The sequence below is a fragment of the Nonomuraea sp. KM88 genome (assembly GCF_052245635.1).
Taxonomy (GTDB): Bacteria; Actinomycetota; Actinomycetes; order Streptosporangiales; family Streptosporangiaceae; genus Nonomuraea.
The window spans coordinates 216,790-240,918 of sequence record NZ_JBQQCC010000007.1 but is presented as its reverse complement, the minus strand read 5'-3'; the positions used below and the strand labels follow the sequence as shown (position 1 = coordinate 240,918).

The 24,129-nt window shown below is 71.3% G+C and carries 20 protein-coding genes; 7 read left to right on the top strand and 13 right to left on the bottom strand.

Features of this window, described 5'->3' with window-relative positions; all coding sequences use genetic code 11:
* The first annotated feature begins 12 nt into the window (after positions 1 to 12).
* Positions 13 to 1,086, top strand: coding sequence for a DUF3866 family protein (locus tag ACTWPV_RS22675; protein WP_347644584.1), 1,074 nt, complete (start codon positions 13 to 15; stop codon positions 1,084 to 1,086).
* On the opposite strand, the gene ACTWPV_RS22670 is transcribed toward ACTWPV_RS22675, so the two are convergent.
* From ACTWPV_RS22670 to ACTWPV_RS22660, 3 genes are read right to left on the bottom strand one after another with little or no spacing between them, the layout of a single operon-like run.
* Positions 1,032 to 1,511, bottom strand: coding sequence for a DUF3291 domain-containing protein (locus ACTWPV_RS22670; RefSeq protein WP_443153285.1), 480 nt, complete (start codon positions 1,509 to 1,511; stop codon positions 1,032 to 1,034). The two genes, ACTWPV_RS22675 and ACTWPV_RS22670, sit on opposite strands and share 55 nt — an antisense overlap.
* 33 nt (positions 1,512 to 1,544) lie before the next feature.
* Positions 1,545 to 2,195, bottom strand: coding sequence for a helix-turn-helix transcriptional regulator (locus ACTWPV_RS22665; protein WP_347644585.1), 651 nt, complete (start codon positions 2,193 to 2,195; stop codon positions 1,545 to 1,547).
* Between the two features lie 60 nt (positions 2,196 to 2,255).
* Entirely contained in the window at positions 2,256 to 3,167 is a 912-nt protein-coding gene (locus ACTWPV_RS22660) for an FKBP-type peptidyl-prolyl cis-trans isomerase (RefSeq protein WP_443153284.1), read from the bottom strand.
* 108 nt (positions 3,168 to 3,275) lie between these two features.
* Between ACTWPV_RS22660 and ACTWPV_RS22655 the strand changes: the two genes are divergently transcribed.
* From ACTWPV_RS22655 to ACTWPV_RS22645, 3 genes are all read left to right on the top strand, one after another.
* Positions 3,276 to 3,815, top strand: coding sequence for a MarR family winged helix-turn-helix transcriptional regulator (locus tag ACTWPV_RS22655; RefSeq protein ID WP_347644587.1), 540 nt, complete (start codon positions 3,276 to 3,278; stop codon positions 3,813 to 3,815).
* A gap of 170 nt (positions 3,816 to 3,985) precedes the next feature.
* Entirely contained in the window at positions 3,986 to 4,393 is a 408-nt protein-coding gene (locus tag ACTWPV_RS22650) for a YciI family protein (protein WP_347644786.1), read from the top strand.
* Positions 4,390 to 5,535 (top strand): RNA polymerase sigma factor, encoded by a 1,146-nt coding sequence (locus ACTWPV_RS22645; RefSeq protein WP_443153283.1) that lies wholly within the window; start codon positions 4,390 to 4,392, stop codon positions 5,533 to 5,535. The genes ACTWPV_RS22650 and ACTWPV_RS22645 overlap by 4 nt, the downstream gene beginning before the upstream one ends.
* Positions 5,536 to 5,622: 87 nt before the next feature.
* Here the strand turns inward: ACTWPV_RS22645 and ACTWPV_RS22640 are convergent, their stop codons facing one another.
* From ACTWPV_RS22640 to ACTWPV_RS22620, 5 genes are read right to left on the bottom strand one after another with little or no spacing between them, the layout of a single operon-like run.
* Positions 5,623 to 9,693: a glycoside hydrolase family 2 TIM barrel-domain containing protein gene (locus ACTWPV_RS22640; RefSeq protein WP_443153282.1), complete on the bottom strand. Its 4,071-nt coding sequence runs from the start codon at positions 9,691 to 9,693 to the stop codon at positions 5,623 to 5,625.
* Between the two features lie 13 nt (positions 9,694 to 9,706).
* Positions 9,707 to 11,533 carry a glycoside hydrolase family 2 protein gene (locus tag ACTWPV_RS22635; protein WP_443153281.1) on the bottom strand — a complete coding sequence of 609 codons (1,827 nt, stop codon included), beginning with the start codon at positions 11,531 to 11,533 and terminating at the stop codon, positions 9,707 to 9,709.
* A gap of 28 nt (positions 11,534 to 11,561) precedes the next feature.
* On the bottom strand, positions 11,562 to 12,404 hold the full coding sequence (locus tag ACTWPV_RS22630; protein WP_443153280.1) for a carbohydrate ABC transporter permease: 843 nt from the start codon (positions 12,402 to 12,404) through the stop codon (positions 11,562 to 11,564).
* Positions 12,401 to 13,336, bottom strand: a complete 936-nt coding sequence (locus ACTWPV_RS22625) for a carbohydrate ABC transporter permease (RefSeq protein WP_347644592.1) — start codon at positions 13,334 to 13,336, stop codon at positions 12,401 to 12,403. Before ACTWPV_RS22625 ends, ACTWPV_RS22630 begins: the two co-directional genes overlap by 4 nt.
* Entirely contained in the window at positions 13,333 to 14,340 is a 1,008-nt protein-coding gene (locus ACTWPV_RS22620; protein WP_347644593.1) for a LacI family DNA-binding transcriptional regulator, read from the bottom strand. Before ACTWPV_RS22620 ends, ACTWPV_RS22625 begins: the two co-directional genes overlap by 4 nt.
* Positions 14,341 to 14,479: 139 nt before the next feature.
* Between ACTWPV_RS22620 and ACTWPV_RS22615 the strand changes: the two genes are divergently transcribed.
* Together ACTWPV_RS22615 and ACTWPV_RS22610 are read left to right on the top strand one after the other, a co-directional pair.
* Positions 14,480 to 15,931, top strand: a complete 1,452-nt coding sequence (locus tag ACTWPV_RS22615) for an ABC transporter substrate-binding protein (protein ID WP_443153279.1) — start codon at positions 14,480 to 14,482, stop codon at positions 15,929 to 15,931.
* Positions 15,932 to 15,948: 17 nt separating this feature from the next.
* Complete coding sequence (locus ACTWPV_RS22610) at positions 15,949 to 17,415, top strand: sulfatase-like hydrolase/transferase (protein ID WP_443153278.1); 1,467 nt, start codon at positions 15,949 to 15,951, stop codon at positions 17,413 to 17,415.
* A gap of 139 nt (positions 17,416 to 17,554) precedes the next feature.
* Here ACTWPV_RS22610 and ACTWPV_RS22605 read toward each other — a convergent pair whose 3' ends face one another.
* The 5 genes from ACTWPV_RS22605 to prcB form a co-directional block, all read right to left on the bottom strand.
* On the bottom strand, positions 17,555 to 18,514 hold the full coding sequence (locus ACTWPV_RS22605) for an FKBP-type peptidyl-prolyl cis-trans isomerase (RefSeq protein ID WP_443153277.1): 960 nt from the start codon (positions 18,512 to 18,514) through the stop codon (positions 17,555 to 17,557).
* Between the two features lie 92 nt (positions 18,515 to 18,606).
* On the bottom strand, positions 18,607 to 19,965 hold the full coding sequence (gene pafA / locus ACTWPV_RS22600) for a Pup--protein ligase (RefSeq protein ID WP_103962987.1): 1,359 nt from the start codon (positions 19,963 to 19,965) through the stop codon (positions 18,607 to 18,609).
* Between the two features lie 149 nt (positions 19,966 to 20,114).
* The gene (locus ACTWPV_RS22595) at positions 20,115 to 20,636 is read right to left on the bottom strand and encodes a hypothetical protein (RefSeq protein WP_443153276.1); all 522 of its coding nucleotides are present in this window, start codon (positions 20,634 to 20,636) and stop codon (positions 20,115 to 20,117) included.
* A gap of 368 nt (positions 20,637 to 21,004) precedes the next feature.
* Positions 21,005 to 21,793 (bottom strand): proteasome subunit alpha, encoded by a 789-nt coding sequence (prcA, locus tag ACTWPV_RS22590; RefSeq protein WP_347644787.1) that lies wholly within the window; start codon positions 21,791 to 21,793, stop codon positions 21,005 to 21,007.
* Positions 21,794 to 21,814: 21 nt separating this feature from the next.
* A complete protein-coding gene (prcB, locus tag ACTWPV_RS22585) occupies positions 21,815 to 22,663 on the bottom strand; it encodes a proteasome subunit beta (RefSeq protein WP_443153275.1) in 849 nt (282 codons plus the stop codon).
* Positions 22,664 to 22,868: 205 nt separating this feature from the next.
* Between prcB and ACTWPV_RS22580 the strand changes: the two genes are divergently transcribed.
* Complete coding sequence (locus tag ACTWPV_RS22580) at positions 22,869 to 23,969, top strand: DNA polymerase IV (RefSeq protein WP_443153274.1); 1,101 nt, start codon at positions 22,869 to 22,871, stop codon at positions 23,967 to 23,969.
* Positions 23,970 to 24,129: the final 160 nt, after the last annotated feature.

Genomic DNA, 24,129 nt, shown 5'->3' with positions numbered 1-24,129 from the left:
TACCCTGCCCCCGTGATCAGATGGCGCAAGGGCGAGGTTGTCCGGATCCGACGCGAGTGGCCGGGAGCGGTGGAGCTGGATGTCGCCGTCCCCGAGGGGGAGTGCCGGGCGCTGGCGTATCCGCCGTTGGTCGGGCGCCCGGAACCCGGCGACGAGGTGCTGCTCAACACGACCGCGCTCGCGATGGGTCTCGGTACGGGAGGTTACGCCATGGTGGTGGCCGTCCCGAACCGTTTGCCGCAAGATCCTGACGGTCCCGGGCACCTGGTGAAGGCCCGGTACACACCGCTGCAGGCCACGGTGCTGGGCGCCGACGAGCAGGACTCCCCTCATCACGACCGGTTGCGGGAGGCCGACTCGCTGGACGGCATGCCGGTGATCGTGGCGGATCTGCACTCGGCGCTGCCGCCGATCCTGTGCGGCCTGTACGCCTCGGCCGCGCGATCCGGGATCCGCGTGGCGTACGTGATGCTGGACGGCGGCGCGCTGCCGGCGTGGTTCTCGATGGCGGCGGCCCGGCTGCGTGAGACCGGCTGGCTGGCGGGCGTGGTGACGGTCGGGCAGTCGTTCGGCGGTGACGTGGAGGCGGTCACCGTCCACACCGGGCTGCTGGCGGCCAGGCACGTGCTGGAGGCCGACCTGGCGATCGTCACGCAGGGGCCGGGCAACCTGGGCACGGGGACCCGGTGGGGCTTCTCGGGGGTGTCGGCGGGTGAGGCGGTGAACGCGGCGGGCGTGCTGCTGGGGCGGCCGGTGGCCGCGCTGCGGGTCAGCGAGGGCGACAAGCGCGAGCGCCACTACGGCGTCTCGCACCACTCGCTGACCGCCTACGGCCGGGTCGCCCTGTCGCCCGCCGACGTGCCGGTGCCCGAGTTGCCGGGCGCGTTCGGCGAGCGGGTCAGGGACCAGGCGGAGCTGCTGGCGGTGCGCCACCGCCTCGTCCCGGTGCCGGTGGACGGCCTGCACGAGGCGCTGCGCGGGTCTCCGGTGCGGTTGTCGACGATGGGCAGGGGCCTCGAGGAGGATCTGCCCTATTTCCTGGCCTCGGCGGCGGCCGGCAGGCTGGCGGCCTCGCTGCTGGCGTAGGAGTCCTTGAAGGTGAACGCCTCGGGGCTCGGCCCCTCGGCCTTGAGGCGTTCCAGCCGCCGCATGCCCTCAGCCAGCGGCGGGATGTGCCCTTCAGGGATCCACCACATGACGGTGTACGGCTCCGCCACGCGCAGGAACCACTCCCTGCGCCGGCGCAGCACGCCCAGGTGAGGGCTGCGGTAGACGTAGTTCCACAGCGCGTCGCGCGACTCCCACACCGAGAAGTTGACCAGCAGGTGGTCGCCGTAGTCGTGCACGACGGTGGCGGTGGGGTCGGTCTCGCTCTCCTTCAGCCGCCACACGAACCCCGGCGCCGCGTCGGCGATCGCGTTGACGGGTTCGAACAGGGCGATGAACTCGGCGAGTTCGGGGCTGTCGACGGGCGCGCGCAAGTGCGCGACGTTGAGCTGGGCCAGATGCATGCCGCTCAGCACATCACCCCTCCGCCTTCTATGTCAATCTTCATTTGTTTTAGAAGCGGCGAAGGCCACGCAGCACTCCCCCGGCCGGGGGTCGAGCCGCGCCCTGCCCGGGTCGTCGCCCAGCCCTTCAAGCAGCCCCTGGCACAGGGCCAGGTTGACCGAGCACACCAGCAGCGGCTGCTCCTTCGCCAGCACGTGGAACGGGCAGTTGCGCAGCCGCAGCAGGCCGTCCTCCTCGTAGGGCTCGTAGCCGCGCTCGCCCAGCACCCGCTCCACCGGCTCTCCCCGGTGCCGCCCCGCCATCCTCGCGCCCGCGTCGCGCGCCGCCAGCTCGGCCTGCTCCTCGGCGCCGAGCAGGTCGACCACGCCGGCCAGGACGGAGGCGAGGGTCGTGTAGTCGCGCGGCGGCAGGCTCACCGACCGCTCGCCCCCGGCCCTGCGGTAGACCTTGGCGGGCCGGCCGCTGCCCGGCCCCTTCTTCTCCGGCCGCCGCAGGCCGCTCTCCAGCAGCCCGGCCTCGACCAGCCGGTCGAGGTGGTGGCCGGCGAGGGTCCTGGACACGCCCGCGGCCTCGGCCGCCTCTCCCCTCCCGACGTCGCCGCCGCTGCCCGCCACCACGTCGTACAGGCTGCGGCGTACGGGGTCGTGCAGCAGGGCCAGCGCGTCGAGGTCGTCGCTACTCACAGCGGGAGTCTACGAAAGCCTCCGGCCGGCCGGAGCGGGCCCCGGCGGGCCCCGGCGGCGTCAGTAGGCCGCGACGACGTCCACGACGAAGACGAGCGTGTCGGAGCCCTTGACGCCGTACGCGGGGTTGCCGGAGCGTCCGTACCCGTCGGAGGGCGGCACGATCATCACGACCCGGCTGCCGGTGGGGACGCCGACGAGCGCCCTGTCCCACGCCTTGATCAAGCTTCCGTCGCCGAGCTTGAACGCTCTGGGCCCGCCGGTCGTCCAGGTCGTGTCGAAGACGCGGCGCCGGCCCCAGATCGCGCCTTCGTACTGGGCGACCACGAGCTGCCCCGCCTGGGTCCTGCGCCCCTTGCCGCGGTGCAGCACCTTGGCCGCGAACCGGGCGGGCGGCGCGGTCGCCGGCACCGACAGCGCCGGCGGGCTGCCGTTCCTGGCGCCGCCGGAGACGCGCACGCCGGCCAGCGAGCCGCCGCGCGCCTCGATCGACACGCCCTTGGGGTGGGCGCCGAGGATGTCGACGACGTAGAGCAGTTCCTCGTCCGGCGCGATCCCCCGCGGCGGGTTGGCGCCGAAGCCGTCGCCCGGCGGGATGGCGGCGATCACCCTGCTGCCCACCCTGCGGCCCTGGAGAGCCCGCTCCAGCCCCGGCAGCAGCCGCCCCACCGGGAACGCGGCGGGGGTGCCCCGGGTGAAGCTGGAGTCGACCAGGCGGTTGTCCCTGCCGTTCCAGACGCGCGCGGTGTACTGGACGATCGCCACGTCGCCGGGGCGCAGCCGCTCGCCCTTGCCTGCGGCCGGCTCGTCGACCTGCAGCTCGTCCACCGGCTTGCCGGCGGGAAAGACGATCGTGGGCCGGGCGCCGAACGCGCCGTCCACCTTCAGCTCCGGGCCGTCCGCGGCCTCGCCCGTGCAACCGGCCGGCGCAAGCAGCGCCGCAAGCAGCAGCGCGACGGTACGGCGACGCATAGGAGACCTCCCGCGTGGCCCAGGCGGAGGGCTGCCGGGGCCACGCGATGCTACCGCGCAGCCACGCCGCGGACCGGCAATCATGAGTAGTGCATGTTAAAATGAGGAATGCATGATTCCAACACGACAGCGAACCTGTTGGGCGCCACCGCGCTGGCCCTGACGGACGTGACGCTCGGCAACGTGACCCGCGCCGCCGGAGTGACCGCCCGGGCGGCTACGGCGCTGGTCACGCTGTCCGCCAGTCCCGGCCTCAGCGTGTCGGAGCTGGGCCGGCGCGTGGGACTCACGCAGTCGGCCGCCGCCAGGATGGTCGACACGCTCGAAGCCGACGGCCTGCTCAAGCGCTCACCGCACCCCTTCAACAGTCACTGGGTCACCGTCTCGCTCACGGAAACGGGCTGGGCCACGACCCAGCACATCCTGGGAGCCCGGGCGACCCCGCTCAGCGGCGTGCTCGAATGCCTCGACGAAGGAGAGCGGCAGACCCTGTCGTGCCTGCTCGTCAAGATCCTCACGCGGCTGTACGAGGACAACGGGAACGCCCAGTACATCTGCCGGCTCTGCGACCGGGGCGCGTGTGCCACGGAGCATTCGACCTGCCCGGTCGGTGAAGCCGAGCGCCAGGACCGGCGACAGCCGAACTGACAGCACCGCCCGGGACGCCCGGGGCAACGGGCCGGCTGGGAGGGCCGTACGCCGCGGCTGCTGACATCCACCGGAAAAAAGTTCCGAGGGGATGTCGAGAACCCGCGCGCGGCTCCGTCCCCGCAGCGAACACCGGCCACAATGGGCCGTATCGCACGAAGGAGAACATGATGGCCAAATACCTGCTGCTCAAGCACTACCGTGGCGCGCCGGCAGCGGTCAACGACGTGCCGATGGAGCAGTGGACGCCGGAGGAACTCACGGCCCACGTGCAGTACATGCAGGACTTCGCCACCCGGCTGGAGAGCACCGGCGAGTACGTCGACGGCCAGGCGCTCTCCCCGGAGGGCACGTTCGTCCGCTACGACGGCGAGGGCCGGCCGCCGGTCACCGACGGCCCGTTCGCGGAGACCAAGGATCTGATCGCCGGCTGGATGGTGATCGACGTCGACACCTACGAGCGGGCGCTGGAGCTGGCCGGCGAGTTGTCCGCGGCACCGGGTGCGGGTGGCAAGCCGATCCACGAGTGGCTGGAGGTGCGCCCCTTCATGCACGAGGCCCCCACGGTGACCGAGTGAACGAGTCGCTGCTGCGGGAGCTGGTGCCCGCGGTGATCGGTGTCCTCGTCCGTCGCGGAGCGGACTTCGCGGCGGCCGAGGACGCCGTGCAGGACGCCCTCGTCGAGGCCGTGCGCGTGTGGCCGGACGACCCGCCGCGGGAGCCCAAGGGCTGGCTGGTCACCGCGGCCTGGCACAAGTTCCTCGACGCCGCCCGCGCCGACACCTCCCGGAGGAACCGCGAGGTGCGCGCCGAGGGCGAGCCCCTGCCCGGCCAGGCCGAGGCGGTGGACGACACGCTCCGGCTGTACTTCCTGTGCGCGCACCCGTCCCTGACCCCGGCGTCGGCCGTCGCGCTGACCCTGCGCGCGGTCGGCGGCCTGACCACGCGGCAGATCGCGCAGGCCTACCTCGTGCCCGAGGCGACCATGGCCCAGCGGATCAGCAGGGCCAAGCGGACCGTCTCGTCCGTCCGGTTCGACCAGCCCGGTGACGTCGCCACGGTGCTGCGCGTGCTCTACCTCGTCTTCAACGAGGGCTACTCCGGCGACGTCGACCTGGCCGCAGAGGCGATCCGGCTCACCCGCCAGCTGGCGGCCAGGACCCGCCACGAGGAGGTCGCGGGCCTGCTCGCGCTCATGCTGCTCCACCACGCACGGCGCCCGGCGCGGACCGGCCCCGACGGCAGGCTCGTGCCCATGGCCGAGCAGGACCGCGGCCTGTGGAACAACCGCCTGATCGCCGAGGGCGTCGACGTGCTCCAGGCGGCCCTCGCCCGCGACCGCCTGGGCGAGTACCAGGCCCAGGCCGCCATCGCCGCGCTGCACGCCGACGCCGGCACGGCCGAGGAGACCGACTGGGTGCAGATCGTCGAGTGGTACGACGAACTGCTGCGCCTCACCGGCAGCCCGGTGGCCAGCCTCAACCGGGCCGTCGCGGTCGGCGAGGCCGACGGCCCGCGGGCCGGCCTGGCCGCCCTGGCGGAGCTCGACCCTGCCCTGCCCCGCCACGCCGCCGTCGCGGCGTACCTGCACGAGCGTGACGGTGACCCGGTCACCGCGGCCCGGCTCTACGCCGAGGCCGCCCGATCGGCGCTCAGCGTCCCCGAACGCGACCACCTCACGCGGCAGGCCGCACGGCTCAACGCACGGCTGCGCGCTTGAGCGGCGAGCGCTCATGGGTGCGCGGGCCGGCTGACCGGGCCGGCTGACCGGGCCGGATGACCGGGCCGGATGACCGGGCCGGCGCGCTCAGCCGGGGGCGCTGCGCGCCTCCAGGCGGTCGATCGCCTGGGTGCCGGCGTTGCCGCGCAGGCCCGCGGCGTAGTGCCAGCCGTTCAGCGCGCCCGGCAGGGTGAAGTCGACCCGGCCCTGGGTCGTGGCCGTCATGATCTGGGACCAGCCCCAGCCCCGCCCCCGGTCGACCCAGGTGCTGATCGTGTTGCCGTCCAGGACGTACGCCCAGCGGTCGCCGGGTTCGAGCGGCGCCGTGGAGCAGCAGGCGCTGGTGAGCCTGCCGTCGATCCTGATGTCGACGCCGTGCTGGCCCTTGATCCCGGTCCAGGCCATGACGTAGTTGCGCTCGTCCTTGACCAGCCCGTTGAACAGGGCGTCCTGCCCCTTCCCCGTTCCCGCCCACCTGCCGTGGTCGACGATCACCACGGCCCGGGAGCTCCGCGGCCCCGAGCCATGGGCGACCAGCCCGTAGTAGGCGCCGGACCCCTGCGCCCGCAGGCTGCCCGCGCCGAAGGTCAACCGCGGCAGCGCCTCGCCCGCCGACGGCTGGTGCACCGTGTAGCCGGCGCTGGAGTCGGTGTCGAAGGTGTCGTCCACGCCGGCCTCGGAGTAGGCGCCGGGGTCGAACGCCACCGTCGATCTGCTGATCACCTGGATCGCGTGCTCGCCCCAGCTCGCGGTGGCGGTGAAGTCCGCGGTCTGGCCGGTCAGCACGTCCGACTCCGCCCGCACGGTGTACGCGATGTGCCGGGCCTGGCCGGGCTTCAGCGAGCCGATGGTGTCCGGCTCGGCGGCGGTCGCGCTCCAGCCGCCGGGGGCCGACATCCGCACCCGCACGTTCCGGACCGTCCTGCCGGTGTCGTTGACCACGGAGACGATCGCCGTCCCGGTGCCGGATCCGGGCGCGATCGCGGCCGGGGCCTGGTACACCGAGAGCCGCGAGTCGACGGCCTTGAACCGCGGGCGTTCGTCGGGCACGGAGACCCTTCCGCCGGCCAGCGCGGGCGGCGTGCCGTGGCGGCCCGCGCGGGCGCCGAAGATCGACAACCCGCCGCCGTCGGAGGCGAAGCGCAGCGTGACGGTGCCCGCGTCGCCGAGTTGCCTCCCGGTGATCGGGACGGCGACGCGGTAGCCGTAGCGGTTGCCGAAGTCCCCCGCGAGGGAACCACGCGATCGACCGGCCAGCGCCGCCGGGCCGTGGGGATCGTCGGGCAGCTCGACCGGCGGCAGCGGGCTGCCGTTGACGGAAACGGTGAGGCGGGTGGGGTGGCGGCGCGCGCTGGTCTTGTTGTTGGGGTCGTACCAGCCGCGTGCCTGTGCGGAGGCGACCTCCGCGACCAGGGTCGCGCCGCGCGCCCCGCGCAGCTTCTCGGGCACCTTGACCTCGTACTCGAAGTAGCCGCGGCCGTGACCGGTGACCCGGTCCGATCCGCCGGTGGTGTGGGCCTGAGCCCCGCCGGTCCACTCCTGCGCCGTCACCTCGCCGGCGGGGAAGCCGGTCTCGCCGCCGGGGGCGTCAAAGGTGAGGTAGTTCTCGGCGAGGGTCCTGCCGCCGGCCTCGAGCCAGATCCACAGATGCCCGGCCCGCAGCCCGGCGGGTGCGGTGACCGACACGGTTCCGGCGTCGGTGACGGTGTACCGCGCGGGTGCGACCTCGCGCGAGCCGCCTCCGGCGTCGGCGATCCAGCGGCCCTCGTCGTCGTACCCGCCGATCTTCCAGCGCAGCTTCGCCCGGGAGAGGTCGTGGTCGCTGAAGTGGCTGATCCTGACCGGGACGTCGATCGTGCCGCCGCGTTCGACGGTCCGCGCCGACCTGCCCATCAAGGAGATCGCGTCGTCGGCCTGGAACATCTCGATGCCGCGGGCCCTGCCCCGGTGGTCGGTGAACTCCGGCTGGTTCGGCTGCCGGTCGAAGGTGACCGGGCTGTGGACCTCCTGCTCGGTCTCGGCCAGCTGCACGCCGACGTAGCCGTTGAGCTTGGGGTAGGCGCGGAAGAGGCTCGCCGTGTGGGGGAACTGCCCGCCCCTGATGGCGAACTCGGAGTTGAGCCAGGGTTGCCCGCCCTGTGCCCCGTCGTCGAAATTCCAGGTGGAACCCGGCTTGACCTGGGCGTCGAACCCGTCGAGGAGCTTCTTCCACTCGTCGTACGTGGCCAGGTAGTAGTGCCAGTCGTTGAGGTCGGTGTCGAGGTGGCCGTTCTGGCAGCAGGCGGAGTTGTCGACGACCAGCCGGGACGGGTCGAGGTCGTGCGCGATCCGCACCATCCTGCGGACGTACGGGAACGCCTCCGCCGGGATCGGCTGCTGCCACGGATCCTTGTTGATCCCCCACGACTCGTTGAAGATCGTCCAGATCACGATCGACGGGTGGTTGTGATCGCGCTGGAACGTGGTGCGCAGCAGCCCTTCGAAGAGCCGTTCCGCCTCCTCTCCCAGGGAGTGCCAGCCCGCGTTGGGCAGGTCGTACCAGATCATCAGCCCGAGCCTGTCCGCCCAGTGGTAGTAGGCAGGTTCGTTGACCTTGAGGTGGTTCCTGATGACGTTGAAGCCGAGTTTCTTGGCGTTCTTCAGGTCGAGCAGGATCGATCCGCGGCCCGGCTCGGCCTCGCTGCCGGTGCGCAGGTCGGGGCCGGCGGTGACCCCGGTGTAGGTGTACAGGCCCCACGGGTTGTAGCCCTGGTCGAGGACGCCGCGCACGTAGATCGGCCGGTTGTTGAGGTGGATGTACTGGTACTCGCCGGTGTGGCCGGGGGCCCATTTGCGGTCGATCGTCCGCAGCCCGAAGGCCGTCCTGACGCCGTCGTCGTCTCCCAGCCGGACGTCGGCGGTGTACAGCGCCGGGTCGTCCGGCTCCCACAGGCGCGGGCGCTCGATCGGGATCCGCGCCGTGCCCCGGCCGCCGTCCAGCGGCACGGTGGCGGTGCCGACGACCTTGCCGCGCGGGTCCTTCACCCGTACGGTCGCGCTGTCCGCCGCGCCGTCGGCCGCGAGGTCGATCTTCGCGGCGGCCGCGGACGGCGTGCGCGACTCCCCTTCGAAGGTCAGCTCGGGGGTGATCCTGGTCCCGGTGAGCCGGGCGCCGTCGTAGGGTTCGATCCACACCGACTGCCAGATGCCGCCGACGTCGGTGAACCAGCCGGTGTTCTCGCCGTCGGGGACGCCCGTCTGCTTGCCCATCGGGTAGGGCGAGCCGGGTGTCGTCGGGGGCGCGACCACCCGGATCGTCAGTGTGTGGGTCGAGCCGGGAGCCAGCGCGCCCAGCCTCGCGCTGATCTCGGTGTAGCCGTCGCCGGAGTAGGGCAGCACCGGCTCGCCGTCGAGCCAGACCGCCGCGCCCCAGTCGGCGGCCCCGATGCGGAGCCTGGTCTCCCGGCCGGAGAAGTCCTCGGGGACGGTGAAGGAGCGCCGGTACCACACCGTTCCGCGGTAGGAGGAGAAGGCGCTGCGGAAGATCTCCTTGGTCGCCAGCGTCTCCTCACCCCAGGCCGCCATCGACTGGTAGCCGAACGGCACCCGGATCGCCTTGCCGAACGCGTGCCCGGGGTCGAACCAGCGCTCCCGCTCCCCGGCGTCGCCGGGGTCGAAGTCGAACGACCAGGTGCCGTTCAGCGACATCCATGCGCCGCCGGTGAACGGGCGCCGGTCGGCGTCGGGACGCGGATATTCCGCCCTGGCCGGCGCGGTGTCGCGCTCAAGCTCGAGCGTGACCGTACGGGCCGTGGTCGTGGAGGCGAAGGCGTACCCCTCCTTGGCCGCGACCACGAGGGCGCTGCCGTCCGGCACGCCGGTCAGGGTGAAGGCGCCGTCCCTCGCGGTCGTGGCGAACGCCTCCGACCTGGAGGCGTGCACGGTGGCGCCTTCGACCGGCGCGCCGCCGCGGGCCTCCACCACCCGGCCGCGCACGTCGATCGTCCTCCCCGCCGGGGCTCCGGCGGCCGGGCCGCCCCCAGGGCCCGGGTCCGGCTCGGCGAGGGCCGGGATCCCCGGGCACAGCAGCGCCAGAACGCTGATCAGGGCGACGGCCAGGTTCCGGCGTGTCGTCGCGGCCGGGGCCCGCACGCCCCGCCCGCCTGTGGCTCCAGACATCGAGGTCACCGATCTACATGGTGGGTGAAGAGGAGGACGTGGAGGCCCGCTCGATGGCGGCCGGGCGTCGCTGCGCCGCACGGATCCGCGAGACGTCCAGCTTGCTCGTGCGGTCGAAGCGGTAGACGCCGTTCTGTTCCTGGAAGACGTCCGTGAGCTGGGTGTAGCAGTAGCCGAACATCAGGGGGTCGTCCAGCAGGACCCCGACCAGGCCGGCGAAGCGCCGCTGGAGCTCCTCCTCGCTCGTGGGCCGTTCGCCGTACCCCCAGGAGCTCTCCCCGGGACGCACGTCCGGGTTCCACCAGATGCCCCCGAACTCGCTGCAGAAGTACGGCTGCCCGCGGTACGGCACCGACCAGGCCGTGCCGTCGCGGCCGGCGTTGACGTACGGCTCCCCCTCGGCCAGGCCGGCCATGAGCTTGCCGAACACCTCGGGATCCTGCTCGTAGCAGTGCGAGTCGTAGACGTCGGCGCCGGGAACCCGGTGCGCGTAGCCGGACGCGTCGAGCACCGGGCGGGTGGGGTCGGCCGCCTTGGTGGCGAGGTACATGCCCAGGGTGACGTCGTCGAGGACGGTGATCCGGTCGTGCAGCCGCTGCCAGGTCTCGTTGAGCGGGCACCACCCGACGATGCTCGGGTGGGAGTAGTCGCGCTCGACCGCCTCCAGCCACTGCGTCACGAACGTCGCGGTGGGCTGCTGGTTGTCGCCGGCCGGCCCGCCGGTGTTCGCTCCCCAGTCGCCGAACTCGCCCCAGACCAGGAAGCCCGCCCGGTCGGCGTGGTACAGGTAGCGCTCCTCGAACACCTTCTGGTGCAGCCGGGCGCCGTTGAATCCCGCGGCCACGGCCAGCTCGATGTCGCGGCGCAGGGCCTCGTCCGTCGGCGCGGTCATGAGGCCGTCGGGATAGTAGCCCTGGTCGAGCACGAGTCGCTGGAAGCACGCCTGGCCGTTGAGCAGGACGGCGTGCCCGTCGATGGCGACCGAGCGCAGCCCGGCGTAACTCGCCGCGGTGTCGACCACGGCGCCGTCGCCGTCGAGCAGGTCGATGCGCAGGTCGTACAGGTGCGGGTCCTCGGGGCGCCACAGGCGTACCCGGTCGTCCGGCAGCGCCAGCCACACCTCGGCGGACAGGTCGAGGTCGGCGCGCGCCCGCGCCTGCGCGAGCTCGCCCGCCTGGTCCGACACCGTCACCCGCACCTCGTGCCCGGCGCGGTTCGCCGACAGCGGCACCGTGACCCGGAACGCGGACGCGGCGACGTTGGGCGTGATCCGCGGCCGGCCGAGGTGCGGGCCGGGCACGGGCTCGCACCACACCGTCTGCCAGATGCCGGTGGTGCGTCCGTAGCGCGCTCCGCGCCCCTCGTAGGTGGTCGCCTGCTTGCCGCGTGCCTGCGGCCCGGTGCGGGGATCGCGGGCGCGCACGACCACGGTGTACGTGTGCGCCGGATCGGCCGCGGCGGCCAGGTCGCAGGTGAACGGGGTGAACCCGCCCCGGTGCCGGCCGGCTTCGACGCCGTCGACCCACACCGTGGCGTCGTGGTCCACCGCCTGGAAGTGCAGCAGCACCCGCTGCCCCGCCCACTCCTCCGGCACCTCGACGGTGCGGCGGTACCAGACGGCCGGGTGGAAGTCGGGGTCGCCGACGCCGGACAGCGACGCCTCCGGGCAGAACGGCACGACGATCTCGCCGGCCAGGTCGCGGTCGAGCAGCCCGCGCTCCAGCCCGGAATCGCCGGGGTCCCTCTCGAACTGCCAGGTTCCGTTCAGGCACTGCCATGCGGCGCGGACGAACTGAGGGCGGGGATACTCCGGGCGGGGAACCACGGGGTTCTCAGGCACGATGCTCACTTTCTCGATGGGGATGTGCTCAGGACTTGACGGCGCCGGCGATGCCTTCGACGAAGTAGCGCTGCAGGGCGATGAACAGCGCGACGACCGGCAGCAGCGAGATCGTCGCCGCGGCGGCCATGCCCGACCAGTCGGTGGCGTTCTCGCCCACGAACGCGAGCATGCCGACGCTCACGGTGCGCAGGTCGGGCCGGGAGAAGGTGAAGACCAGCGGCAGGAAGAACGCGTTCCAGGTGTTCAGGAAGGTGAGCACGGTCACCGTGGCGGTCACCGGCTTGGCCAGCGGCAGCATGATGCGGAAGAAGACGGTCCCGAACCCGGCGCCGTCCATGAGCGCGGCTTCGGTGAGCTCCTTGGGGATGCCGCGGAAGTAGCCGATGTAGAGCAGGATCGCCGCCACGTGCGCGGCGCCCGACATCGCCAGGATCATGCCGGTCAGCGAGTTCAGCATGCCCAGCCGCTGGGCGAGGTCGACCAGCGGGATGATGGTGTAGCCGGCCGGCACGAACAGGGTGGCGATCAGGGTGCCCATGACGATCTTGCGCCCGCGGAACTCGTGGCGGGCGAGGACATAACCCGCCATGGCGCACCTGACGACCACGACCACCACCGTGGCCACCGTGACGATCACGGTGTTGAGCAGGTATTTCCCGAACTGGGCGTCCCCCCAGGCGCGCTCGTAGTTCTCCCACTGCGGGTTGCCCGGCAGCAGGTCGAGCCCCTGGGTGAACACCTCGGCCGACGTCTTCAGCGACGCGGCGACCATCCACAGGAACGGGTAGATCCAGATCAGGCAGCCGATGGCGAGCGCGGCGGCGGCCAGCCACCAGGGCAGCCGGCGCAGCGCCTTGGACAGGGTCATGCCGCCCCCCTGGCCTTGCGGGTGGCGCGGACCGCGAGGAGCTGCAGCAGCCCGACGACGCAGACGAACAGGCCGAACAGGACGGCGGCCGCGGAGGCGTATCCGAGCCGGGGCACCGTCGCGGCGAAGGCCCACCGGTAGATGTAGACCTCGATCACCTCGGTCGAGTAGAACGGGCCTCCCCCGGTCATGGTCAGGACGAGGTCGAAGACCTGCAACGAGGCCTCGATCGACAGCAGGGTGATGATGACCAGGAACGGTTTGAGCAGGGGCGTGGTGATGTGCCGCAGGGTGGCCAGCGCGCCGGCCCCGTCGAGGCGCGCCGCCTCGTACACCTCGTCGGGCACGGTCTGCAACGCGGCCAGCCAGTAGACCAGGGTGATCCCGAACCACTTCCACACGTAGACGGCGATCGTCGTGCCCAGCGCCGTGGACGACTGGCCGAGGAAGTCGACCCCGTCCGTCACCAGGCCGGCCTCGCGCAACGCGAGGTTCACCGGGCCGCTCGCCGGGTCGAAGACGAACTGCATGACCACGCCGACGATCGCCGTCGTGGTGACCACCGGCAGGAACAGCGCGGTGCGGAACAACGTGCGCAGCGGCATGCGGGGCGAGTTGAGGACGATCGCGACCAGCAGGGTGGTCAGCACCTGGAGCGGTACGGCGACGAGCATGAACGTCAGGGTCAGCCGGAACGAGCTCCAGAACATCGGGTCGGCGAGGACCTCGCGGTAGTTGGTCACGCCGATGAACGACGGGCTGGCGTCGAACCCGTTCCAGTCGGTGAGCGAGTAGACGTAGCTGCCGACGATCGGGTAGACGGTGAACGCGCCGTACAGCAGCACGGTCGGGGCCAGGAACAACCACACGTACGTGGTGGTGCGGGCGCCGCGCGGTTTCCGCGAACCGGCGGACGGGACGGCGAACGTCATGCGCCCGCTCCGGCGACGCCCGTGGTGCTCTGGTCGACCATCAGCCGCCAGGGCGCCTCCAGCTCGGCCGCCGGCTCCCGGTCACCCTCGACGCGCTGCAGCAGGCGGGTCACGGCGAGCTCGGCGATCTTCTTCTTGTCGGGCACGATGGTGGTCAGGGGCGGGGTGACGAACCGGCCCTCCTCGATGCCGTCGAACCCGGCGACGGCGACGTCCTGCGGCACCCGCAGCCCTCGGGCCAGCACGGCTCGCACCGCCCCGATCGCGAGCAGGTCGTTGTAGCAGAACACCGCGTCCGGCGGCTCGTCCAGGTCGAGCAGGCGCTCCATCGCCTCCCGCCCGTCCTGGCGCTGGTAGCGGCGCACCGTCGCGGGGATCTCGGGCAGCCCGGCCTCCTCCAGCGCCTGCCGGTATCCGGCCGTCCGGTGCGCCGCCGTGTTGCCCACCGGCCGTTCCACCGGCCCGATGGCGGCGATCCGGGTCCGGCCCAGCGAGACCAGGTGAGCCGTGGCGGCCCGCGCGGCGGCCGTGTCGTCGATGGCGACGTGGTCGAGGCCCTCCACCCGGACCTCACCCAGGATGACCGCCGGGCAGTTGCCCGCCCAGCTGCGCAGCTCGTCCTCCGTCAGTCCGAGCGGGCTGAAGATGATCCCGTCGAACAGCGCCGACCGGTCCCGCCGCATGGTGATCTGCCGCTCGCGTTCCGCCACGCCCTCGGTCCGGTCGAGAAGCACCGTGTATCCGCGCTCCTCGGCCTGGTCCACCACGTGGGCGGCCAGCTCGGTGAAGTAGGGCACGTCCAGCGGCAGCACGAGGGCCAGCAGGTTGGAGCGCCCCCGGTTCAGGCTGCGGGCCGCGAGGTTGGGCCGGTAGTCGAGCTCCTCCAGGGCCCGTTGCACCTGGGCGCGGGTCTCCTCGGACACGTAGGCGAAGTTGTTCACGACGTTGGAGACGGTCCGTACGGAGACTCCCGCCAGCCGCGCCACGTCACGTTGTGTCACCACGACCGTCCAACCTCCAGATCGGGAGCCGACTTCCAAGAGAGTCTTGCCGCGCGGCATGCCGCGTGGCAAGAATGACTTTGCCACGCGGCAACACTGCTTCACAAGACCTTTGACCGCCGCGGGGTGGAAGGCAGGACCGATGAGCGCGATGACTCGGCGAGGGTTCCTCGCCGCGGCGGGCACCCTGGCCGCCGCGGCGGCGACCAGTGCGTGCGGCGGGGGCGGAGGCAGCGGCGGCGGCGCCTCGCTGACCTGGTGGGACCACCAGAACCAGCTGCAGAAGGCGAAGGCGGAGATCTTCGCCACGTATGCCAAGAGCCCCGGCGGCGTCCCCGTCCAGTACACGTACTACAACCCGGCGAAGATGGGCCAGGCGCTGCAGCTGGCCAAGCAGAGCGACCAGCTGCCGGACGTCCGCTCCAACGCCGGTCTCAACCTGCCCCCCGCCGCGCTCGTCGCCGCCGGATGGGCGCAGCCGCTGGACCTCAGCGAGGAGGCGACGGCCCGGGTCAAGGACTCGCTCGTCGAGGGCGTGCACGTCTTCGACGGCAAGATCTACGCGTTCCCGATCTTCAGCCACCAGGTCTACGTCGCCGTCAACTGGTTCAACACCGAGCTGGTCGGGCGCGCCGGGCTGGACCCGCAGGCGCCGCCGAAGACCTACGACGAGTTCCGCGCGGCGGCCCGCGCGGTGCAGCAGTCGGCCGGCGAGGGCACCTACGGCTGGGTGTGGAACATCGGCATGCCGGACCGGCTCGGCGAGCAGGTCCACGACCTGGCGCAGGCGGCCGGGTTCGCCGGCGGGCAAGGACGGTTGTACGAGAGCGGCGAGTACGCCTTCCACGCCGGCGAATATCTCGACGTGATCGAGTTCCTGGTCTCGCTGCGCCAGGACAAGGTGCTGGTGCCGGGGTCCAACTCCTGGGTCGACGACGTGGCGCGGGCCCGGTGGACCGCGGGGCTGGCGGCGTACTATTTCGACGGCCCTTGGTGCCCCGGCGTGGCGCTGCAGGAGATGCCGGAGTTCGGGGAGAAGCTGGGCGTCGGGCCGATGCTCGTGCCCGACGCGGGCACCGCCGTCGCGAGCTACCACGTGCCACAGCCGGGCGACTACTGGTTGTCACCGACGACCCGGCACGCCCAGGCGGCCAACACCCTGTTGAGCGACTACTTCACCACTCCCGACTACTCCCGCCGGGTCGCCGAGACCATGTCGCAACCCCCGCGCGACATCGACGTCGTCGAGCAGTCCCAAGCGCACCCCGCCTACAAGAAGCTCATCGGCTGGTTCCGGGAGAGCGTCCACCTCGGCCCCGACCCGATCGCCGGCAACGCGGACATCCAGCAGGTGCAGATCGCGTCCAAGCCGGTGCGCCCCACCCTCGGCGACATCGTGCAGGGCGCGCTCACCGGCGACGTCACCGACGTCCGCGCGGCGCTGACCAGGCTGTCCAGCGACACCGCCAAGGACCGGGACCGCGCGATCGCGGAGGCCAGGAAGAAGGGCGCGAAGGTCAGCCTGGACGACTACGCCTTCCCCAACTGGAAACCGGGCAAGGACTACACCAGGCCGATGTACGACGAGCGCTGACGATGGAGAACGTTCCCGTGCAACGACCGAACATCGTGCTGATCATGACCGACCAGCAGCGTGCCGGCTGGACGGCGGCGGGCGGATTCCCCCTGGACACCATGCCGTTCCTCGACGGGCTGATGGACGCCGGCGTGCGGTTCAGCCGGGCGTACACGACCTCCCCGCTGTGCGTCCCTGCCCGGATCAGCCTGCTCACCGGGCGGTATCCGTCCGCGCACCGGGTCAGGCAGAACAGCGCCGCCCATCACGTGCTCCGCGGCGACGACCTGGTGGACGTGCTGCGCGAGTCCGGCTACGCGCTGCACCTGGCGGGCAAGACGCACTTCCACCGCAAGCCCACCGATTTCGACACGTTCGCCGCGCCCTACTGGCACGAGCGCGGCCCGGCCGACGCGGCGACGCCCGAGCAGGAGGCGTTCGAGGAATGGCTCGTCTCGCTCGACCACTCGGTCAGCCATGAGCCGGCGCCGTTCCCGCTGGAGTGCCAGTTCCCGCACCGGATCGTCACCGACGCGATCAGCGCGATCGACGAGACGCCCGCCGGGCGGCCGTTCTTCACCTGGCTGTCGTTCCCGGAGCCGCACAACCCCTACCAGGTCCCCGAGCCGTACTTCAGCCTGTTCGCGGAGGACGAGGTGCCCGACCGGCAGTCCGGACCCGAGGGCGCCGAACGCAAGGGCGGCATGTACACGTGGCTGCGCCGGCTGACCGAGGAGAAACGGCCCGGCTACGACGCCGAATGGCGGCGCTACCGCGCCAACTACTGCGGCATGCTCCGCCTCATCGACGACCAGCTGCGCCGGTTCTTCACGCACCTGCGCGAGACCGGGCGGGACGCGGACACGCTGGTGTTCTTCGTCGCCGACCACGGCGACTACACCGGCGACTACGGCCTGCAGCGCAAGGGCGCGGGCATGCCGGAGTGCCTGATGCGCATCCCGTTCGCCGTGGCCGGACCGGGCGTGCGGCCGATGGCCAACGGCACCGACTTCGTCTCGCTCGCCGACCTGTTCCCGACGGTCTGCGACGCCCTCGGCGCCGGCATCCCGCCCGGTGTCCAGGGCCGCAGCCTGTGGCCCATGCTCACCGGGGAGCCCTACCCGGCCGAGGAGTTCGCGAGCGGCTACGGGGAACGCGGGTTCGGCGGGCTGTCGTACACCGTCGACGAGCGCCCCCCGCTGCACTTCCCCTACGAAGGGCGCACCTTCGACGAGCTCAACACCGTCACCCAGTCCGGGACGACGGTGATGCTCCGGCGCGCGCGGTGGAAGCTGCTGCTGGACGAGCGCGGGACCGGCGAGCTCTACGACCTGGACGCCGACCCCGCCGAGCTGGACAACCGCTACGACGACCCCGCGCTCGCCGGGGTCCGCGCCGACCTCACCACCGACCTCGCCCGCTGGATGATCCGCGTCAGGGACGACCTGCCCCAGGCGGTCTACACGCTCAAACGTCCACCACACAACTGGAGCCAGGCGTAGCCGGGCTCACGTCCTGGCGCGTCCGCCGGGGAGGACGTCGATCACGCGAACGCGAGGCCGGGCGGCATGCACCCGGCCGTGCTCCCACGGTGCCGGACGACCGGCGATCACGCGAGTCCGTCCGGCACCGTGGTGCTGATCAGTAGGCGCCCAGGACGTCCACCACGAACACCAGGGTGCTCTTCGCGGGGATGCCCTGCTGCTCCTGGTCGCCGTAGCCGAGGTCCGGCGGGATGCTCATCACGACCCGGCTGCCGACCGGCACCCCGACCAGTCCCTGCTGCCAGCCCTTGATCACCTGGCCGAGCGGGAACTCGGCCGGCTGGCCGCGATCCCAGCTGGAGTCGAACTTCTTGTCGGTGCCCCAGATCTTGCCCGTGTAGTGGACGGCGAGCGTCTGGTTGGCCTTCACCTTCTCGCCGGTGCCCTTGATGACCGTCTTGACCTCGAGCTTCGCCGGCGGCTTCGCATCGGTCTTCGTGGTCAGCCCGGGAGCCTTCTCACCGCCGGGATTGTCGACCTTGACACCCTTGATGCTGTCGCCGATCTCCTTGCCCTCGGCCGCCTTGAGCGGCGGCGGCTGGGTGCCGACCACGTCGAACACGAACACCTTGGTCGGCTGGGCGGGCGCGGCCTGCTGCTGGGGAGCGGCGTCGTTGGCCAGCACGGCCAGCAGCCGGCCGCCCTTCTTGACCTTGGTGAAGCCCTCCTGCAGGACCTTCGGCAGCTGCTCGTTGACCGGGATGGCCTCGGGCGCCTTGGTGTCGTAGGAGGAGCCCTGCACGGCGTTGCCCTGGCCGTCCCAGTTGTAGACGGTCAGGTTGACGACAACCCGGTCGCCCGCCTTGATGGCGTCGCCGTCGCCGGGATGGATCACCTTGTACGACGACGTGGTGGCGGGCGAGCCGGACGGGAAGGTCACCGTGGGCTTGGCCCCCACGTTGCCCGCGACCCCCACCTTGGCGCCGTCGGCCGACGCGGCGCTGGACGTGGCGCCGGCGCTGGACGTGGCGCCGGAGTTCGCGCCGTCATCGGAGCCGCACGCGGCGGCGAACAAGAGCAAAGGCACGGCGGCCGAAACGGCCAGAGCGCGGCGCATGAATGTCCCTCGGAAAAGACGTCAGATTCGCGTCACACTACCCGACATTCAGGTAGGGCCGGGGTAAACGCGACACCACGCTCTGGCACGGGTCACATGCCGGCGATGAGCTTGTCGACCCGCTCGTCCACGCTGCGGAACGGGTCCTTGCACAACACCGTGCGCTGCGCCTGATCGTTGAGCTTGAGATGCACCCAGTCGACGGTGAAGTCGCGCCGCTTCTCCTGCGCCTTGCGGATGAACTCGCCGCGCAACCGCGCCCGCGTCGTCTGCGGCGGCACCGACTTGGCCTCGAAGATCTTCAGGTCGGACGCCACCCGCTCCACCGACCCGCGCTTCTGCAGCAGGTAGAACAGGCCGCGCTTGCGGTGCACGTCGTGATAGGCCAGATCGAGCTGCGCCACCCGCGGCGAGGACAGCGGCAGGTCGTACTTCTTCCTGTAGCGCTCGATCAGCTGGTATTTCGTCACCCAGTCGATCTCCCGCGAGACCAGGTCGAGGTTGCCGGTGTCGACCGCGTGCAGCGTGCGCTCCCACAGCTCCAGCACCCGGTGGGCGATGGCGTCGCCGCCGCGGCGGTCGACGAAGTCCTTCGCCTTCGACAGGTATTCCTGCTGGATCTCCAGGCTGGAGGCCTCGCGCCCGTTGGCCAGGCGCACCCGGCGCCGGCCCGTCATGTCGTGGGAGACCTCGCGGATCGCCCTGATCGGGTTTTCCAGCGACAGATCACGCATCACCGTGCCCGACTCGATCATGCGCAGCACCAGGTCGGTGGCGCCGACCTTGAGCAACATCGTGGTCTCGCTCATGTTGGAGTCGCCCACGATGACGTGCAGGCGGCGGAACCGCTCGGCGTCGGCATGCGGCTCGTCGCGGGTGTTGATGATGGGCCTCGACCGGGTGGTGGCGCTGGAGACGCCCTCCCAGATGTGCTCGGCCCGCTGCGAGACGCAGTAGACGGCGCCGCGTGGCGTCTGCAGCACCTTGCCGGCCCCGCACACGATCTGCCGCGTCACCAGGAACGGGATCAGCACGTCGGCCAGCCGCCCGAACTCCCCGTGCCTGCCCACGAGATAGTTCTCGTGGCAGCCGTAGGAGTTGCCGGCCGAGTCGGTGTTGTTCTTGAACAGATAGATGTCACCGGCGATGCCCTCTTCGCGCAGCCGCTTCTCGGCGTCCACGAGCAGGCCCTCGAGAATGCGCTCGCCCGCCTTGTCATGGGTGACGAGCTCGATGACGTTGTCACACTCAGGTGTTGCGTATTCAGGGTGGCTGCCCACGTCGAGGTAGAGACGTGCGCCGTTGCGGAGGAAGACGTTGCTCGATCGGCCCCAGGACACGACCCGCCGGAACAAGTAGCGCGCGACCTCGTCGGGCGACAGCCTGCGCTGCCCCCTGAACGTGCAGGTCACGCCGTACTCGTTCTCCAGCCCGAAGATGCGACGATCCATCACCTCACACTATGCCCACGGATCGGCATGCGGGAGAGATCTTCGCAGGTGTTTTCCCGCACCCGCCCCATCGGGTGTCCCGTTGACCGGGCGTTTACGGGCGTTCGTCCCGCACCCGCCCCCTCGGGGCGCGGGTCACGCGGCGCGGGTCAAGGGGTGTAGATCTCCTGCACCTTGACGATGTGCCCCTTGTGGACAGTGATCAACGCGGGGTGCGGACGAGCGCCGTGCCGCTTGATGAGCGTGGCCCTGGAGCAGCGCTTCGCGCCGAGCCCGGTCTTCCTGCTGACCGTCATGTCCGACATCGTGGACTTGCACCCATACGCCGACAGGAACACCACGTTCTTCGCGATCGGCGAGGCATACGCGCCGACGCTCCCCTCGCGCGGGCCGACGAACAGCCCTTCGGTGTGGGTGCCCTTCTTCCACTTGATGGGCTCGTACTCGGCTACTCCGCCGCGCACGTGGGTGATCCGGCCGCGCAGAATGCCGTTGTGGCGGGAGTGGATCCCCTTGGTGAAATCGTGCCCCGGGTCGGCCTGGAAGGTCGTGCCGAAGGTCTTGGGCGCTTTGTACTTCGGGTAGGCGGCCGCGTCGGCGGCGCCGCCGGATACCAGCACCAAGGCCCCGGCCGCCCCGGCCGCGAGGATGCCGCGCAGGGAAGCGTTCATGGAACCTGAGATCTTCGACGGCCCTCCGAAGTTCACCCCAACCAATGTGAAACAGATCACACTCTTGGAGAACCCCAGGAAGCCACGAACGCCGCCCCGCCGCGTGCGGGTGGAGGGATCGCCCCGCACGACGTGTGAGACCGTCGGCGCCACGGCGACGTCGCCACCACCGGGCATGCGACACCAGCGGCGGAACCACCACGGGGCACCCGGTACGACGGCGAGGGTCCCCGAGCCACGACGCGGCGGCGACCGCCGGGCGGCGGCCGGGACCGCCACGGGGCGCCCGGCACGACCGCAGGAAACCACCGGATGCCCGGCTGTGGCTGCGGGGACCGCCCATGGCAGGCCCCCGCAGAAAAGTGTGTCTACAGCGGCGAGGAGCCGTCGTCCACGTCGCCGTCCGGGCCCGTGGGCGGGGGCGTGTCCTTGCCCTCACCGGCGGGAGGCGTGGGCTGGGAGGCCGGTGGGGTGGTCGTCTGGGCGAGCAGCCGCTCCAGCCGCGCCCCCGTCAGCCGGAGGAACTTGCGGTGCTCGCGGTTGCGGTCGAGCACCGCCACCTCCAGCTGCGCCACCGGCGGCCGCTCGCCGCCCGGCTCGGTGAGCGCCGTCAGCGCCACCTCCAGCGCGTCGGCCAGCGACATCGACTCGCGGTAGCGCTCCTTCAGCCGGGTCGCCACCGCCTCGGCCTGGCCGCCCATCGCCGCGAAGCCGTGCTCGTCGAAGACGGACCCGTCGAACGTCAGCCGGTAGATCGCGTCGCCGTCTTTGGTCTCGCCCACCTCGGCGACGACGACCTCCACCTCGAGCGATTTGATCGACTCGGTGAAGATGCGGCCCAGGTTGGAGGCGTAGAGGTTGGCCAGGCCGCGTCCGGTCACGTCGGAGCGGTCGTAGGTGTAGCCGTTGATGTCGGCGTAGCGGATGCCGCCGAGGCGCAGCTCCTCGAACTCGTTGTAGCGCCCGACGGCGGCGAACCCGATGCGGTCGTAGATCTCGCTGATCTTGTGCAGCGCCCGCGACGGGTTGGGCGCCACGAACAGGATGCCGTCGACGTACTGGAGCACGACGACGGACCGGCCCCGCGCGATGCCCTTGCGCGCGTAGTCGGCCTTGTCCCGCATGATCTGCTCAGGGGACGCATATCCAAAAGGCATGGACACGTGCGGTGGTCCTTTCTAGCGCAGCGGGGCGATGGGGCCGTCGGGCGAGATCAGGCGGGCTTCGAGCATCTGCTCCACGTAGGAGGAGACCTGCTCGTCGGTCAGCCGGCGGAAACCGTCGGCGTCGATCATCGCGACGACCGGCCAGATCTTCCTGCTCACGTCGGGCCCGCCGGTGGCCGAGTCGTCGTCGGCCGCGTCGTAGAGGGCCTGGATGAGGGTCATCACCATGTCGTCGGAGGAGGCGCCGTCGCGGTAGAGCTTCTTCAGCGACCCGCGGGCGAAGATCGAACCGGACCCGATCGCGTCGAACCGCTCCCGCTCGTAGGGGCCGCCCGCGACGTCGTAGCTGAAGATGCGACCTTCGTCCTTGTCGGGGTCGTAGGCGGCGAACAGCGGCACCACCACCAGCCCCTGCATCGCCATGGCGAGGTTGCCCCTGATCATGGTCGCCAGCCGGTTGGCCTTGCCGGCCACCGACATCGTGCGGCCCTCGAGCTTCTCGTAGTGCTCCAGCTCGACGCGGTAGAGGCGGGCGAACTCGAGGCCCGTGCTGGCCGTGCCGGCGATGCCCATGCACGAGTAGTCGTCGGCGCGGAACACCTTCTCCACGTCGCGCTGGGAGATGATGTTGCCCGACGTCGCCCGCCGGTCGCCGGCCATGATCACACCGCCGGCGAAGGTGGCGGCCACGATCGTGGTCGCGTGCGGGACCTGATCGCCGATCGGGGTGGCCAGAACCTCATCCCGCTGTGGCAGCAACTCGGGCGCATATGAACTGACAAACTCCGAGAACGACGAATTTCCCGTGTTCCGGAAAAGATGGTTCACCAAGCCGACGGGCAGATCCCTGTGCGATGCCACGCGACTCCCTCCAAACGTCAGTGTTCCTAGGGCGACCCTACTCATGTTGGGTTGCTGTCTGCACTTCCCACGATCAGCTCACGGCGAACCATTGTGCGCGGGCTTCACCGGCGCACCCCTTGAAACCCCGAACCAGACACCACGCCCGTGGACAGCGCTCCCCCGTGCTGGGCCCGTCACGGACCCACCGGCCATACTGGACACCATGGCCACCAGGTCCACCCGGGACTGGATCCTGCACGTCGACCTCGATCAGTTCATCGCCGCGGTCGAGCTGCTCCGCCATCCCGAGCTCCGCGGCAGGCCCGTGGTCGTGGGCGGCACAGGCGATCCCACGCGCCCCCGCACCGTGGCCGCCACCGCGACCTACGAAGCCCGCGCCCACGGCATCCATTCCGGCATGCCGCTGCGCACGGCGTACAAACGATGCCCGGAAGCGATCTTCCTGCCCAGCGACCCGCCCGCCTACGAGGCCGCCTCGCGAGAGGTCATGGCCGTCCTCCGGGAGTTCCCCGTGCGCGTGGAGATCTGGGGCTGGGACGAGGCCTTCGTCGGCGCCACCACCGACGACCCCGAAGCCCTCGCCGCCGGCCTCCAGCAGGCCGTACGCGCCCGCACCCGGTTGACCTGCTCCGTCGGCATCGGCGACAACAAACACCAGGCCAAGCTCGCCTCGGCCTTCGCCAAGCCGGCGGGCGTGCACCAGCTCACCGGCGACAACTGGGCCGAGACCATGAACCACCGCTCCACCGACGCGCTCTGGGGCATCGGCGCCAAGACCGCCAGAAAGCTCGCCGCCCACGGCCTGCGCACCGTCGCCCAGCTCGCCGCTGCCGACCCCGCCGATCTCGCCCGCCGTTTCGGGCCGACCAACGGCCCGTGGTATCGCTATCTCGCCCTCGGCAAGGGCGAGGCGGAGGTCGTCACCACACCCTGGATCGCCCAAGGCCACAGCCGCGAAACGACCTTCGAACACGATCTCACCGACAGGGGCGGCATCGCCCACCACATCACGGCACTCGCCGGGCGCGTGGCTCAGGACACCATCGACGCCGGACGCCAGGCGACCCGCGTCACCGTCAAGGTGCGCTACACGCCCTTCCTCACCCGCACCCGCCAGGCCAAGCTCCCCGCCGCCACGGCCGACCCGGGGGCCATCACCCGGACGGCCCTCACCGTCCTCGGCCGCTTCGATCTCGACCGCCCCGTCCGCCTCCTCGGCGTCGCGGTCGACTATGCCATGCCCGACCACACGCCCGACCATGCCGTGCCCGACGACCAACCCACTCTCGACCACCTGGACTAGAGAACAGCCTGGAGCCCGGCCCTTCGCCGGTTCCCCATGCCCCGCAGAAAAAAGCGCGCTGAGCCCGCCCTCGTGGGCGAGCATGCGCGCGACGTCGTCCTGGTGGTGCCGTAACGGCAGGCGAACGGATGGTTCCGGAGGAGGATCCCGCCGACGCACG